The following is a 14,223-nucleotide window of genomic DNA, read 5'->3' on the forward strand; positions in this document are numbered from 1 at the left end:
GATTAGAGCGCGATGAGCTTTCCCTGGGCCAAGCATTATGAGCCGAAGAATCCGGTGATGCAGTGGGTGGATTCCCGTCTGCCCCTGCCGCGCTTCGTCTACAACGCCGTCGGCGCCGGTTATCCGGTGCCGCGCAATCTCAACTACTGGTGGAACTTCGGCGTGCTCGCCGGGGTGGCGCTGGTCTGCCAGCTGATCACCGGCATCGTGCTGGCGATGCACTTCCATTCGTCGGCCGCAGGTGCCTTCGATTCGGTCAATGTCGGCATCATGCGCGATGTGAACGCAGGCTGGTTCCTGCGTTTCGCCCACGCCAACGGCGCCTCGATGTTCTTCGTGGTGATCTACATCCACATGTTCCGCGGCCTCTATTACGGGTCGTACAAGGCGCCGCGCGAGATGGTGTGGCTGCTCGGCGTGGTGATCTTCCTGCTGCTGATGGCCACCGCCTTCATGGGCTATGTGCTCCCCTGGGGGCAGATGAGCTTCTGGGGCGCGCAGGTGATCACCGGCTTCTTCTCGGCGATCCCGGTGGTCGGCGACTGGGTCCGCGTCTGGCTGCTCGGCGGCTATGCGCCGGACGATGCCGCGCTGAACCGCTTCTTCTCGCTCCACTACCTCCTGCCCTTCGTGATCGCGGGCGCCGTGATCCTGCACATCTGGGCGCTCCATATCCCGGGCTCGTCGAACCCGACCGGCGTGGAAGTGAAGGGCGAGCAGGATACCGTGCCGTTCCACCCATATTACACGGCGAAGGACGGCCTGGGCGTGGTCGTGTTCCTGATCCTGTTCTCGGTGCTGATCTTCTTCGCGCCGGACTATCTGGGCCATCCGGACAATTACATCCCGGCCAATCCGCTCTCCACCCCGGCGCACATCGTCCCCGAATGGTATTTCTGGCCGTTCTACGCGATCCTGCGCGCCTTCACCGCGGACTTCATCCTGCCGGCGAAGCTGTGGGGCGTGCTGGCGATGTTCGGCTCGATCCTGCTCCTGTTCTTCCTGCCTTGGCTCGACAAGTCGCCGGTGCGTTCGGGCAGCTATCGCCCGATGTACAAGATCGCCTTCTGGGTGCTGGTGGCGGACGTGCTGGTGCTCGGCTATTGCGGCGGCTCTCCGGCCGAACCGCTCTACGTGATCCTCAGCCAGATCGCGGCAGCCTATTACTTCGCGCACTTCCTGATCATCGTGCCGATCATCTCGCACCTCGAGACGCCGAAGCCGCTGCCGGGCTCGATCACCGAGGCCGTGCTGGCCAAGACCGGCGCGTAAGGGGGACTGGGAACAATGACTTCACTGTTCATCAAATCGATCAAGTTCCTGGTCGGCGGTGGCTTTATCCTCGTGCTGCTGATCGCGCTTTATGGCTCGGTCCGGGGCGTGGTCAACGAGCCGGCCGCCGAAACCGCCGAGCATGCGATGCACAAGCATCCCAAGGAGCTGAAGCTCGCCTCGGACGGCCCGCTCGGCAAGTTCGATGCGCGCCAGCTGCAGCGCGGCTTCCTTGTCTACAAGGAAGTCTGCGCGGCCTGCCACTCGCTCAACCTGGTCTCGTTCCGCAATCTGAAGGACCTTGGCTACACCGATCCCGAGGTGAAGAAGATCGCCAAGGACTGGGCAGTCAAACAGCCGGTGTTCGACGAGAAGGGCGGCACCTGGGGCGAGCGCGACAACGTGCCGTCGGACCGCTTCCCCAAGGTCTATTATCCGGGCACCGGCACCCCGCCGGACCTCAGCCTGATCACCAAGGCGCGGCATGACGGCGCGGCCTATGTGCACTCGCTGCTGACCGGCTATAACGAGAAGCCCTCGGCCGAGGCGCTGAAGCACTTCCCCGAATTCGCCAAGACGCCCGACGGGATGCACTTCAACCCGTATTTCGCTAACCTCAACATCGCGATGCCGCCGCCTCTCACCCAGGACGGCCAGGTCCAGTATTCGGACGGCACCCGCGCGACGGTGGACCAGATGTCGACCGACGTGGCCGCCTTCCTGGTGTGGACGGCCGAGCCGACCCTCCAGACGCGCCGCACGGCCGGCTGGGCGGTGCTCGCCTTCCTCATCGTGCTGGGCTTCCTGACCTATGGTGCCTATCGCTCGGTCTGGGCAGGCGTTAAGCACTGATCCCGCTCCGGCGGTAAATGCCGATCAATCTGGATCCCGCCCCGGCTCGGCCTGGGCGGGATTCCTGTGTTCAGAGGGTCCAGTTTCGATGAATGACGACATCCGGCAGCGTATCCGGACGATCCCCGACTTCCCCAAGGCGGGCATCATGTTCCGCGACATCACCACGCTGCTGCTCGATGCCGAGGGGCTGAAGCTGACCATCGACCGGATGGCCGAGGCGATCGACGGTCCGGTCGACCTGGTCGCCGGGATCGAGGCGCGCGGCTTCCTGTTCGGCGCGGCGCTGGCGGTGAAGCTCGGCGCGGGCATGCTGCTGGTCCGCAAGGACGGCAAGCTGCCGGGCGCGACGATCGCCGAGGACTATGCCCTCGAATATGGCACCGACCGGATCGCCATCCATGCCGATGCGCTGGCGCCGGGCGCGCGCGTGCTGCTGGTCGACGACCTGATCGCCACCGGCGGCACCGCCCGCGCTGCGGTCCGCCTGCTGCGCAAGGCGGGCGCCGAAGTCACCCAGGCGGCCTTCGTGGTCGACCTGCCCGAACTGGGCGGCGCCGACGCGCTGCGCGGCGATGGAATCCACGTCCATTCGCTGGTGGCGTTCGACGGGCATTGAGGGGCGACGCGCCCTTCCAATTCCCCTCCCTGAAAGGGAGGGGCTAGGGGTGGGTGGGGTCCGGGCGATACTGGAAGGGTAGGCGAGGCGGTTGCCGTAACGCGTGCATCGACCCACCCCCAACCCCTCCCTTTCAGGGAGGCGAGCGTTTAACCCACCCGTCGCCGCATCAGCGCCAGCGCGACAAACCGCAGCACCGGCTCGTCATGCTGGTTGTAGGTCGTCGTCTGGGTCCGCATGCTGCCCATCTCGGGCCGGCTGCGCGAGGGCTTCACCTCGAGGATCTCGCTCTCGCAGCGCAGCACGTCGCCGGGATAGACCGGCTTGAGCCAGCGCAGCTCGTCCACGCCCGCCGCGCCCAGGCTGGCCTGCGGATTCACCCCCATCTCGGCGACGAACATCGACATGGTCATCGCGCAGGTGTGCCAGCCGCTCGCCGCGAGCCGGCCGAAATGCGTCTGCGCCGCCGCCTCGTCGGAAAGATGGAAGGGCTGGGGGTCATACTTCCGCGCAAAGTCGAGCACTTCTTCGCGCGTGACCTCATACCGGCCGAAGCTCCGCTTCGTGCCGACTTGCATATCGTCCAGATAGAGCATGGGATCAGTTTCGGATGAAAACCGATCCTTGGCAAGTACCCATCGCACGCCTTCCACCTCGTACCGCTTTCATTCGAGGGGGATGGGCTACCGGTAGCCGGCACGGTTTTCCCCGGCGAAGGCCGGGGCCCAGACTAAGCAGTGCGCGGCGAAGACGCGCCAAGGCGCGTGATTTTCAAGTCTGGGCCCCGGCCTTCGCCGGGGAAAGCGCTTCCGAAAACGAAAGGCACTTCTGGCCGGCTCCGCCCGCGCCCAGATGGCGCGAAATGCCTACCGAACCAGCACATCCCGGAAGGGCGTATCGCTGCCGTCCACCCCGGCCTTGGTCGGCAGGCCGAGCAAGTCGCGCAGCAGCGGGTAGACGTCGACATTGGTGAAGGCCGGCAGCACCGCCTGCTTGAACGCCGGGCCGTTGGCGATGAACAGCGCACTCATCTCGGGCGACATATTGTCGAAGCCGTGATTGCCGCCGCTCTCGCCGGCCCGGCCCGGCTTGTCGCTCACCGACCAGCCAGTCTCGGCCAGGCAGAGGATCGCCGGGATGCGGGCATTGGTGCCATAGTGGAAGCGCGCCGGGATCTCGCCCTTGCGCCAGCATTCATAATGGTCGTGCTTGCCGAGCAGCGCCTTCTCGACCTTGGCTTCCTTGCCAGGCGCCGGAGTCAGGCTGAGATAGGGGCCTGCCTCGACCAGGTGATAATCCTCCGGTGCCAGCCCGGTGGTGGCGACGACGGTCCGCTCGCCGCTGGTCGCCGCCATGCCGTGATCGGCGACGATGACGAGGTTGGCCGGCTGGCCCAGCCCGGCGAGCCCGTCGACCAGCTGGCCGACCAGCCGGTCGACATCGGCCACCGCCGCGGTCGTGCGCCGGTCGTCCGGGCCATACATGTGCCCGGCGCTGTCGACCGTGTCGAAATAGAGCGTCAGGAATTTCGGCCGGGTCGCGGCGGGGCGGCGCAGCCAGTCGATCAGCGCATTGACCCGCTGCTCCCCGGTGATCACCTGGTTGAACTGCGCCCAGTCGCTCGGCCGGGTGCCGCCCTGGATCTCATAGGGCCATTTGTCGGCCTTCTTGCCGCCGATCGCGACGTTCGAGCCCGGCCAGAACTCGGTGCCGGTGCGGATGCCCGCCTTCTCGGCGTCCACCCAGATCGGATCGGCTTCGTTCCACCAGAACGGATCGTCGCTCTGCATGGTGAAGACTTCCTTTGGCCGCGCGGCATCCTCCATCTTGTTGGCGGTGATGCCGTGATGGTCCGGATACATGCCGGTCACCAGCGTCCAGTGATTGGGGAAGGTCTTGGACGGGAAGCTGGGGTGCATCGGCGCGGTGACGCCGCTTGCGGCAAGCGCCGACAGGTTCGGCGTCACGCCGCGCTGCAGATAGTCGCTGCGGAACCCGTCGATCGAGACGAGGATCGTCACCGGCGCGCGCTGCTCGGCGACCGGGGCGGGCGCGGCGGCGGGCGGCGGCGCCGCCACCGGCGCGGTCGCGCAGGCCTGGAGGACGGCGGCAAGCGCCGCGGCGGCGATCTTCGAATACCAGCGCATGGGCGGCCCCCTGACAGCGAAATGTTGCGGGGGTAAGTCGTTACATCCCCAGGCCCAGCCGGGCAAACAGCGTGTAGCTGAACGGCGCTTTGCCATAGGCGCTGTCGAGTGCATCGGGCTTGGCATAGGTCGCCAGCGACCCGCCCAGCGCCACCTCGCCCTTGTCGGACAGCGGGATGCGATAGGCATAACCCGCCTCGAACCGCGTCACCCGGAACCTGGTGTCGTGCAGCGGGTCGGCATGGTCGGGGAACAGCTCGTCATTGGCGACATTTTCGACCCGCCCGAACAGGCTGTGGTGCCTGCTCAGGTCCCAGTTCGCCTCGGCGATCCAGGCGGTCAGCGTGTCGCCGGGCACCCGGTCCTTGGCCGAGAAGGCGAGCAGCGCCGACACGCCCTTGCCGCCATATTGCACGCTCGCGGTGGTGCGGTTCTCGTCCTGGCCGGCGTGCATCTCCTCGGGATTCTTCAGCCGGCCATGGCTCGCCTGCACCACCCAGTTGGGCGAGGGCGTCCAGGTCGCGCGCAGGCTCCAGCTGTCGAGCTTGGGGCTCTCGATGTCCCAGCGCTTCTCGTCCGGCTCGCGCCCGCGGAACGCCGATGCCTCGAGCTGCACGCCATTGGTGTAGAGGCCCCCGGTCACCACGCCATAGGTGATGTGGGTGCTGTCGAACCAATGGTGCGAGATCGGCGACAGCGGCAGGTACCGCGCCGACTTGCGGTGGACGAAGGCGGAAGGCCCCAGCGCCGGCTCGCCCACCGGCCCGCCATAGACGAAGCCGGAGACGCCCCCGCCCAGCGGCACGTCGAGCCGGGCGGTCAGCTCCATGAACAGGTCGTGCGGGTGCTGGCGGTCGATCAGCGGCTCGCCATGCGCGGTTTCGCCGCTCGCGAACAGGTTCGGATAGCCGCGCTGGCCGTTCACCGCGTCGAGGCTGCCCATCACGTCGAAGGTCAGCTTCGTCCCGTCCGCCCAGCGCCGCTGCGCCTGGAACATCGCCATGTTCGCCGTGTAGGTCGCATTGTCGCCGCGCGGCCCGCCCTGGTCGGTATAGGCGAGCGTCGCCGATCCCATCGCCATCAGCATCCAGTCGCCGGTCATCACATGGAAGCCGCCGTTCATCCCGTCCGAGACCGGCAGGCGCGAGGTGCCCGATCCGATCGCGCTGTTTGCAGCACCAGCCGGGGCGTGGGAGTCCTCCCCATCCATCCCCTGCATGTCGTGCATCGAATGATCCTGCGGCGCAGGCGTCGGAGCAGGGGCGGGTGCCGGCATGTCCATGCCCGGCATCGAATGCCCGCTATGATCCTGCGCGAAGGCAGCGGGAGACGTCAGCAGCGCGGCGGTGGTGAGGAGCAGCTTCTTCATGTTCTTACATTCCCATCGCGGCCGGCCGGGCGAGCATCCACAGCCCCATGCCGATCATGAACAGATTCTCGGTCAGCGAGACGAAGCCCAGCGGCACGCTGCTGCTCCCGCCGACACAGGCGCACTTCAGCGTGCGCCGGTCGAGATAGACGGCCTTGAACACCGAGATCGCGCCGATCCCGCCGATCGTCAGCCCCAGCGGCGCCGCGAACCAGGTCAGTGCGCCCGCGGCCATCAGCACCCCGGCCAGCGCCTCCAGGAACGGATAGGCATAGGCATAGGGTACAAAGCGCCGGGCAAGCAGGTCGTAGTTCAGGAACATCGACGAGAATTTCTCGACGTCCTGCAGCTTGAGCATCGCCAGCACGCACATGCTGAAGCTGACGAACCACTCCGCCGCGCGCACCGTGAAGGGCGTGCCGTTCACCGCGAAGCTCGCCGCCATCGCCAGCGCCGCGGTCATCGCGAACAGCGCGATCACGGGCTGGTAGCTGGTCGTCCCCGGCTCGGCCACCGTGCCCCCGAAGAAGCGGGTCAGGTCGTCATTCCCGCCGATCCGCCTGCCGTCGATAAAGGTCTGCGGCGTGGTCTTCACATCATGCTCGGCCTTGAACGCGTCGGTCTCCGCCCGCGTGGTCAGCCAGCGATCGTCGACCACATAGCCATGCCGCTCGAGCTGCCATTTGGACTTGAGTCCATAGGGGCAGACGTGATCGGGCATCACCATCCGGTAGAGCGTCGCGCGCTTTGCATTCCCTGTCATGCGCACCCATATAGGGTCCGTACCATGGTACGGAGTCAAGGCATGTCATTGACGATCGGGAAATTGGCGGAAGCGGGCGGCGTCGGGGTGGAGACGGTCCGCTATTATCAGCGGCGCGGCATGCTGGCGGAGCCCGAGCGCGGCTATCTTGGCGGGGTGCGCCGCTATGGCGAGGGCGATCTGCGGCGCCTCAGGTTCATCCGCTCCGCCCAGGCCGCGGGCTTCACCCTGGAGCAGATCGCCGAGCTGCTCGATCTCGACGCCCGCGACGACCGCCCCCGCGCCCGTGCGCTCGCCCGCGAGCAGATCGAAATGCTCGACCGCAAGATCGCCGAGCTCACCGCCGCCCGCGACGCGCTGGGCAAGCTCGCGCACGAATGCGGCAAGGGCGGCGCGGGGCCGTGCCCGATCCTCGCGGCGTTCGAGGGCTAGGCGATCAGCTCGGCGTGTCGATCTCGTCCCACGGGGTGCCTGGATCGTTCTGGAAACCGGTCAGCCAGTTCAGCGCGACATGGCGTTCCGTCAGCACATCGGGGTTCAGCCCCGCGGGCGCCGGCCCGGTCTTGTGCGCTTCGCGGACAATCCATTGCATGCGCCAGGTCCGGTCGAGCGCATCCAGGATTTCCGGGATCGGGCGGAAGCGCGGATCGGCGTGTGGCGCCTGTGCGAATTCCAGCGCGGCGCGCGCCAGGACTGCCGCGTCCGCAATCCGGTCGCTCGCGTCGAGGATGACGGCCTCGTTGCCCAGTGCCCAGAGCAGGGTATTCAGCGCCTCATAGCGCCAGCCCATCTGGGTGACGGTCTGCGCATCAGGGGACTCGGCTTCGAGGAACGCCGTCTCCTTCGGCGTGAGCGACGCCATGCCGATCAGGTTCAGCTCGCGCAGCCGGGGCCGGATATCGTCGTCGCCGTTCTGCAGGTTCTCGGCATGGACCGCCACACAGGCCAGCGCGAGCGCCCGGGGCAGCGTCTCGCCTGCCGGGCGCAGCAGCAACTCGGCCTCGCCCAACGCGGGCGGCATGCTGGCGGGCGGGCGCGGCGTGATCCCGGCGAGATGCTCCAGCGTCCGTTCGCGGCGCGCCACGGCGTCGGGCGGATAGGGCAGGGCGGCGGCCGGATCGCTTTCCCCGGCGCCGTTGATCAGCACCGCCCCGTCCGGCGCGCGCACCGATCCGTCGGGCAGGAACAGGATCGCATTGGCGTCGCGGGCCCAATGCTCGATCTCGCCCAGTGCCTCCGCCGACACCGAGAAGCTGAGCTGGTGGCGGACCCGCTGGACATGGCGCCACAGATGATAGCGTGCCGCAGTCATCTGGCCGTCGCCGCGGCTCATCACATAGCCGGCGAAGCCGTCGAGATGCGCGGCGAGCTCGGGATCCGAAAGGTCGCGCTGGTTGTGCCATATATGCGAGAAGCCGAGCGGCGGCAGGTCGCGCACCGTGGCATAGGCGTTGACCAGCACGCCCTCGTCATCCGTCGGCAACGGCTCGGATTTCGCGCCGCCACGGCGCAGCAACTTGTCCAGCAGGCCCATCGAATCTCCTTTCGGCGGGATCAGCATAAGGGGTCTTCCCCGCGTCGTTGAAGCCCTTCCCGAAATCCTCTCGTTCCGGATGCCGTGCTAACCTGCCGTTCATTTCGCCTTCGCCACGATGCAGGAAAAGAGGGGATCGGGATGCGGATGCTGCTTGCGGTGGTGGTTGCGCTCGGGCTGGCGGTGCCCGCCGCGGCGCAGGACAGGCTTTCCCTCACCCCCGGAACCGAGACCGCCTCGGACGGCAGCCCCGTCCGCTACGAAGCCGGCGCGATCGAGGTCCCCGAGAACCGCGCGAAACCCGGCAGCCGCAAGATCAAGGTCGGCGTGCTGCGCATCAGGGCGGCGAAGGACATCGGCCAGCCGCCGATCTTCCTGCTCGTCGGCGGCCCCGGCGTAACCCTGCTCGACACGCTGGGCGATCCCAGCCCGCTCGCGAAGCGCCGGCTGCGCATGTGGCTCGATCATGCCGCGGCCAACGACCTGGTGATCGTCGAGCAGCGCGGATACACGCTGCGCGGCGACATGCTCGAGCTGCGCTATCCCGCCGCCCCGCTCGACCAGCCCAGCCGCATCGAGGACGATATCGCGGTGACCCGCAAGCTGGCCGAGGGTGCAGCGGCGGCCAATCCGGGGCATGACCTGACCGGCTACACCATTGCCGAATGCGCCGACGACGTGGACTCGGTGCGCCGCGCCTTCGGTTACCAAAGGATCAGCCTCACCGCCGCGAGCTTCGGCTCGCAATGGGCCTTTGCCGTGCTGAAGCGCCATCCGGGCACGGTCGCACGGGGGCTGATCTCCTTGGTCGAGCCGCTCGCCAATGGCTATGACATGCCCGCCCAGGTCTTCGCGGTGATGCAGCGCGTCGCCTTCGAGGCGGAGCAGGACCCGGCGCTCCGACCCTTCATCCCGCAAGGCGGGCTGATCGCGGCGGCGCGAACCGTGCGCGACCGCTTCGCCAAGGGCCCGGTGACCGTCGAGGTGCCCGGCACCGGCAAGGTCGTGCTCGGCGTCGGCGACTTCCAGCGCGCGCTGCTCAGCCATGTCACCGATGCGCGCCGCTGGCCGGCCTTCGTGATCGATGCCTATAACGGCCGTTACCAGGCCTGGGCCGCCGAAGAGGCCGAGACGCGCAAGGCAAGCACCGCCTCGCTGATCGGCCCGCTGATCGACACCGCCACCGGCGTCACCGCGGCGCGCTGGACGCAGATCCAGAGCGATCCCGCGCTCGACATGCTCGGCCCGTGGAATTTCGCCGCCTATGCCGCCACCGCCGATCTCTGGCCCACCGCCGATCTGGGCGACGCCTTCCGCCAGCCGGTGCGCGACGAGACGCCGATCCTGTTCGTCCAGGGCGATTGGGACGCCAATACCCCGGTCGAGAATCTGGTCGACGTGCTGCCCTGGTTCCCCAATGCCCGCGCGCTGATCGTCCATCGCGGCCAGCATAGTGGCCGGCTGCTGCGCGATCATCCCGATCTCGATGCGGCGACGATGCGCTTCCTGCGCGACGGGACGATGCCGGCGCTGCCGGGCCGGGTCGATGCCGCGCCGGTCAAGTTCGCGCTGCCGGCCTCCAGCGGCTGAACCAGCGCGCGATCAGCAAAGCGGCGAGCGGGAAGACGATCGCATAGCCGAGCACGCCGATCATCCGCAGGCCCATCACCCCGGTGATCGGCCCCAGCCAGCCGAGCAGCGCCAGCACGCCGCTGGCGATCAACAGCAGCCGGACCGTCCGTTCGTCCTCGGCACCGCGGAACGCCGGCGCCATCAGCAGCACGGCGACTGCGAAGAACCCGTCCCAGGCGATGATGTCGAGCGCATAGGGCAAAGAGGGCCAGGCGAACGAATCCTCCACCCCCAGCATCAGGATCGACAGGTGCACCACGCTGGTCAGCGCCAGCGCGGCGGCCATGAAGGGCAGCGCCAGCCGCGTGAATCGTGGCCCGAGCCCGGTGCCGCGCACCGCCGCGGCCAGACCGAGCAGAAGTGGCACGAGTAGCAGGATCAGCACTTCCATCATGCCGAACCAGGGCTGGCCGATCGGCGCGCCGGGCACGGGCAGGGCGATCAGCCCGATCGCCATCACCAGCGCGTAGAGCAGGCCCAGCCCCGCCACGCCATATCCGGAGATCATGCCCATCAGGCGGAGGAGTCGCGCGGGGGATCGCTGCATGGCGCCATCTCACCCGCACGCCGCCGCAAGCGCAAGCCGAACCGTCGCGCGGGGGCGTTCGGGTTCATTCGAAGTTCAGCCTCCGAACCATTGCTTGATCGAAACGAAGTCGCAGGGAGGGCGATATGCGGGGTGGTTTCTGGAGTGCGGCGGCGCTGGTTTGCGCGCTGCCGGTGGCGGCGCAGGCGCAGGATCAGGTCGCGGGACGCTGGATCGTCACCGTCGATTATTTCGGCACGCCGACCTATTGGACGCTCGATCTCAAGCAGGACGGCAGCCAGATCAGCGGCGACCTGACCGGCGACGTGCTGACCGGCACGGTGAAGGGCAGCGAGATCCGCTTCCTTGCCAAGGACAATTCCGGCGGCTCGGAGGACGTCACTGCGCGGCTGGTCAAGGGCAGGATCACCGGCGAGATGATGCTGGTCGATGGGCGCGAGCCGGCGCGCATCCCGCACCGCCTGACCTTCACCGCCGAGCGACCGCCCCAGCCGAGCGGCGCCGCGCCCCAGCGCCGCGAATTCGTGCCGACGCGCTTCTACCGCGAATTCTCGCCGTTCAATCCGCCGGCGCTGCACGTGAATCCGGGCGACACGATCCACACGACGACGATCGACGCGGCGGGGATCGATGCGGACGGGGTGCGCCGCGCGGCCCCCGGCAATCCGCAGACCGGCCCCTTCTATGTCGACGGCGCGATGCCCGGCGATACGCTTGTCGTCCGCATCCGCAGGCTACGGCTCAACCGCGACACGGCGATCAGCTCCAGCGGCATGACCGAGCGCGGGCAGGATGCGCGCACTGCGGTGCGCATGGCGGGGGCGGGCAAGCCGGTCACCTGGCGGCTCGATCGCGAGAAGGGCGTCGCCACGCCCGATGCGCCGAGCGATGCGCTCAGGGGCTTTGAAGTACCGGTCAAGCCGATGCTCGGCGGCATCGGCGTGGCAGTGAACCCGCGGGGTGCAGCGCCCGGATCGGGCGATGTCGGCAGCTTCGGCGGCAACATGGACTTCAACGAGATGGGAGAGGGGACCATTGTCTACCTTCCCGTCGCGGTGCCGGGCGCCTTGCTCTATTTCGGCGATGCGCATGCGTTGCAGGGCGACGGCGAGACCACCGGCGACGCGCTCGAGACCTCGATGGACGTCGAGGTCGAGGTCGACCTTATCCGCGGCAAGAGCGCCGGCCGGGTCCGCATCGAAACGCCGACGCATCTCGTCGCGATCGGCATGGAGGGCTCGCTCGACGCCTCGTTCCGCGCCGCCTCGTCGAGCATGTTCGCCTGGCTGGCGGCGGACTATGGCCTGGCCCCTGCCGACATCGCGCAGGTCTACGGCACGATCGCCGAGTACCGGGTGAGCGCGGTGCCGGGGGCCGCCGCGGGCATGGTCCTCAAGATCCCCAAGGCCCGCCTCGCGACGCTGCCGGGGGTGAAGCGGCCGTGAGGTCGTTTCGATGCGCGAAGGGGTGGGGACTCCTATTCCCATAGAGAACTGCGTCACCCCGGCCTTGTGCCGGGGTCCACAGTGCCGCACTGGATGCCCCGGAACCTAGAGTTCAACCCTCACCGCGCGGTGGACCCCGGCACAAGGCCGGGGTGACGGGGGAATTACGGGCAATGCCGGGCTTCTCCCCTCCGGTTCGGCTTCGACCTTAGCTGTGCAGGAAGTGCATCACGTCGCCGTCCTTGACGATGTACGCCTTGCCTTCGGCGCGCAGCTTGCCGGCCTCGCGGGCCTTGGCTTCGCCGCCCAGCGCGACGAAATCGTCGTACGCGATCGTCTCGGCGCGGATGAAGCCCTTCTCGAAGTCGCTGTGGATCACGCCGGCGGCGTTCGGTGCGGTGGCTCCGTCATCGACGGTCCAGGCCCGCGCTTCCTTCGGGCCGACGGTGAAGAAGGTCAGCAGGTGGAGCAGCTTGTAGCCGGCGCGGATCACGCGGGCGAGGCCGGTCTCCTCCAGGCCCAGCTCGCCGAGGAACTCGCCGCGGTCCTCCACCGGCATCGTCGCGATCTCGGCTTCGATCGCGGCGGAGACGACCACTGCCTCGGCGCCCTCGGCCTTGGCTTTGGCGAACACCTTGGCCGACAGCTCGTTGCCGTTCGCCGCGTCTTCCTCGTTGACGTTGCACACGTACAGGACCGGCTTGCCGGTGAGCAGCTGGGCCTGGGCAAAGGCGCGCGCCTCGTCCGGGTCCTTCGGCTCGGTCAGCCGCGCGGGCTTGCCGTCGCGCAGCAGGTCGAGCGCCTGGCCGAGCACGCTGGCCGCGACCTTCGAGTCCTTGTCGCCCTGCGCCGCCTTCTTCTGCAGGTTGGGCACGCGCTTCTCGAGGCTCTCCAGGTCCGCGAGCATCAGCTCGGTCTCGACGGTCTCGGCATCGGCGATCGGATCGACCTTGTTGTCGACATGCTGGATGTCGTCATTCTCGAAGCAGCGCAGGACGTGGACGATCGCGTCCACCTCGCGGATGTTGCCAAGGAACTGGTTGCCCAGGCCTTCGCCCTTGCTCGCGCCGCGGACCAGCCCGGCGATGTCGACGAAGCCTAGCTGCGTCTCGATGATCTTCGCGGAGCCGGCGATCTCGGCCAGCTTGTTCAGCCGCGGATCCGGCACGGCGACATTGCCGACGTTCGGCTCGATCGTGCAGAACGGATAGTTCGCCGCCTGCGCCGCCGCCGTCTCGGTCAGCGCGTTGAAGAGCGTGGACTTGCCGACGTTCGGAAGCCCGACGATGCCGCAGCGGAAACCCATGTGAAGCCTGTTCCAATGTTCTGGGGAAAGGCGCCCCGATAGAGCGAAAGCGCCGCTTTTGCCAGCGCGTTGACTTGGGGGCCGCGCATGGCACAGTGACGCCATAAAAGAGGGGACGAACCATATGATCCGTTTCGGTTATTTCGCCGCGGCCGGCGTTGCGCTCACGCTCGGCCTGTCGGCCTGCGACGACAGCGCGGCCAACCAGAAGGCGAATGCGGAAGCCGCCGCTCGCGCCGCCGGTGCCGAAAAGGCCCAGAAGCTGAAGGAAGGCGTCGAGCACAGCTTCGACTGCCTCTCGGCACTGCGCTGGCAGAAGGCGGGGATCGCCGCCGCCGGGGCCGGCGACACCAAGGTCTATGAGGATTATTACCGCGAGAAGCTGGAGACCGCGCTCGGCGACCAGACGCTCCCGGCGGGCGACGACGGCGCCCCGGCGCTGTCGAAGGCGACGATCCAGGACTATGCCGACTGGGCCTATCCGAGGACGGTCGAGGCCAAGTTCCGCGCCGGCAAGGACAGCAATGGCGACGGCACGGTCTCGCCGGCCGAGCGCAGCGGCCGCGGGCTCAACACCGTGGCGCAGTGCGTCCAGTTCGTCGCGGAAATGGGCAAGGGTCCGCTCGCTGGCAAGGACAAGGTGGCGCGGATGTTCCGCATCGAGGCGCTGCGCAAGTCGCTGAAGGACAAGGACGCCTGAAGCCCTTCACCGCGCCGGAAACCGCGGGTGGTTGCGG

14 protein-coding genes are annotated in these 14,223 nt (G+C 67.8%); 7 read left to right on the forward strand and 7 right to left on the reverse strand.

Features of this window, described 5'->3' with window-relative positions; all coding sequences use genetic code 11:
• Positions 1 to 12: 12 nt before the first annotated feature.
• The 3 genes from ACEN8G_RS00935 to ACEN8G_RS00945 all read left to right on the forward strand — a co-directional run bounded on the left by ACEN8G_RS00935 (position 13) and on the right by ACEN8G_RS00945 (position 2,743).
• Positions 13 to 1,272, forward strand: coding sequence for a cytochrome b (locus ACEN8G_RS00935; protein ID WP_413418325.1), 1,260 nt, complete (start codon positions 13 to 15; stop codon positions 1,270 to 1,272).
• A gap of 15 nt (positions 1,273 to 1,287) precedes the next feature.
• A complete protein-coding gene (locus ACEN8G_RS00940; RefSeq protein WP_413418327.1) occupies positions 1,288 to 2,124 on the forward strand; it encodes a cytochrome c1 in 837 nt (278 codons plus the stop codon).
• A gap of 88 nt (positions 2,125 to 2,212) precedes the next feature.
• Positions 2,213 to 2,743, forward strand: coding sequence for an adenine phosphoribosyltransferase (locus tag ACEN8G_RS00945; protein ID WP_413418329.1), 531 nt, complete (start codon positions 2,213 to 2,215; stop codon positions 2,741 to 2,743).
• Between the two features lie 149 nt (positions 2,744 to 2,892).
• Here the strand turns inward: ACEN8G_RS00945 and ACEN8G_RS00950 are convergent, their stop codons facing one another.
• The 4 genes from ACEN8G_RS00950 to ACEN8G_RS00965 form a co-directional block, all read right to left on the reverse strand.
• Positions 2,893 to 3,339, reverse strand: coding sequence for a MaoC family dehydratase (locus ACEN8G_RS00950; RefSeq protein ID WP_413419442.1), 447 nt, complete (start codon positions 3,337 to 3,339; stop codon positions 2,893 to 2,895).
• 270 nt (positions 3,340 to 3,609) lie between these two features.
• Positions 3,610 to 4,890 (reverse strand): ectonucleotide pyrophosphatase/phosphodiesterase, encoded by a 1,281-nt coding sequence (locus ACEN8G_RS00955; protein WP_413417448.1) that lies wholly within the window; start codon positions 4,888 to 4,890, stop codon positions 3,610 to 3,612.
• A 40-nt stretch (positions 4,891 to 4,930) separates the two neighbouring features.
• Positions 4,931 to 6,259 carry a hypothetical protein gene (locus tag ACEN8G_RS00960; protein ID WP_413417450.1) on the reverse strand — a complete coding sequence of 443 codons (1,329 nt, stop codon included), beginning with the start codon at positions 6,257 to 6,259 and terminating at the stop codon, positions 4,931 to 4,933.
• Between the two features lie 4 nt (positions 6,260 to 6,263).
• Positions 6,264 to 7,022 (reverse strand): MauE/DoxX family redox-associated membrane protein, encoded by a 759-nt coding sequence (locus ACEN8G_RS00965; protein WP_413417452.1) that lies wholly within the window; start codon positions 7,020 to 7,022, stop codon positions 6,264 to 6,266.
• A 42-nt stretch (positions 7,023 to 7,064) separates the two neighbouring features.
• Between ACEN8G_RS00965 and ACEN8G_RS00970 the strand changes: the two genes are divergently transcribed.
• Positions 7,065 to 7,454 carry a MerR family transcriptional regulator gene (locus tag ACEN8G_RS00970; protein ID WP_413417454.1) on the forward strand — a complete coding sequence of 130 codons (390 nt, stop codon included), beginning with the start codon at positions 7,065 to 7,067 and terminating at the stop codon, positions 7,452 to 7,454.
• Positions 7,455 to 7,458: 4 nt separating this feature from the next.
• On the opposite strand, the gene ACEN8G_RS00975 is transcribed toward ACEN8G_RS00970, so the two are convergent.
• Positions 7,459 to 8,556 (reverse strand): DUF4272 domain-containing protein, encoded by a 1,098-nt coding sequence (locus tag ACEN8G_RS00975; protein WP_413417456.1) that lies wholly within the window; start codon positions 8,554 to 8,556, stop codon positions 7,459 to 7,461.
• 141 nt (positions 8,557 to 8,697) lie between these two features.
• Here ACEN8G_RS00975 and ACEN8G_RS00980 point away from each other — a divergent pair, with 141 nt between their 5' ends.
• A complete protein-coding gene (locus ACEN8G_RS00980) occupies positions 8,698 to 10,146 on the forward strand; it encodes an alpha/beta hydrolase (RefSeq protein ID WP_413417458.1) in 1,449 nt (482 codons plus the stop codon).
• On the opposite strand, the gene ACEN8G_RS00985 is transcribed toward ACEN8G_RS00980, so the two are convergent.
• Positions 10,115 to 10,735 carry a hypothetical protein gene (locus ACEN8G_RS00985; protein ID WP_413417460.1) on the reverse strand — a complete coding sequence of 207 codons (621 nt, stop codon included), beginning with the start codon at positions 10,733 to 10,735 and terminating at the stop codon, positions 10,115 to 10,117. The two genes, ACEN8G_RS00980 and ACEN8G_RS00985, sit on opposite strands and share 32 nt — an antisense overlap.
• Positions 10,736 to 10,860: 125 nt before the next feature.
• Between ACEN8G_RS00985 and ACEN8G_RS00990 the strand changes: the two genes are divergently transcribed.
• Positions 10,861 to 12,180 carry an acetamidase/formamidase family protein gene (locus tag ACEN8G_RS00990; RefSeq protein WP_413417462.1) on the forward strand — a complete coding sequence of 440 codons (1,320 nt, stop codon included), beginning with the start codon at positions 10,861 to 10,863 and terminating at the stop codon, positions 12,178 to 12,180.
• Positions 12,181 to 12,388: 208 nt separating this feature from the next.
• Here ACEN8G_RS00990 and ychF read toward each other — a convergent pair whose 3' ends face one another.
• On the reverse strand, positions 12,389 to 13,486 hold the full coding sequence (gene ychF / locus ACEN8G_RS00995; protein ID WP_413417464.1) for a redox-regulated ATPase YchF: 1,098 nt from the start codon (positions 13,484 to 13,486) through the stop codon (positions 12,389 to 12,391).
• A gap of 124 nt (positions 13,487 to 13,610) precedes the next feature.
• On the opposite strand from ychF, the gene ACEN8G_RS01000 reads away from it, so the two are divergent.
• A complete protein-coding gene (locus ACEN8G_RS01000) occupies positions 13,611 to 14,186 on the forward strand; it encodes a hypothetical protein (protein ID WP_413417466.1) in 576 nt (191 codons plus the stop codon).
• Positions 14,187 to 14,223: the final 37 nt, after the last annotated feature.

The sequence above is a fragment of the Sphingomonas sp. Sphisp66 genome, assembly GCF_047324325.1.
In the GTDB taxonomy this organism is placed as follows: domain Bacteria; phylum Pseudomonadota; class Alphaproteobacteria; order Sphingomonadales; family Sphingomonadaceae; genus Sphingomonas.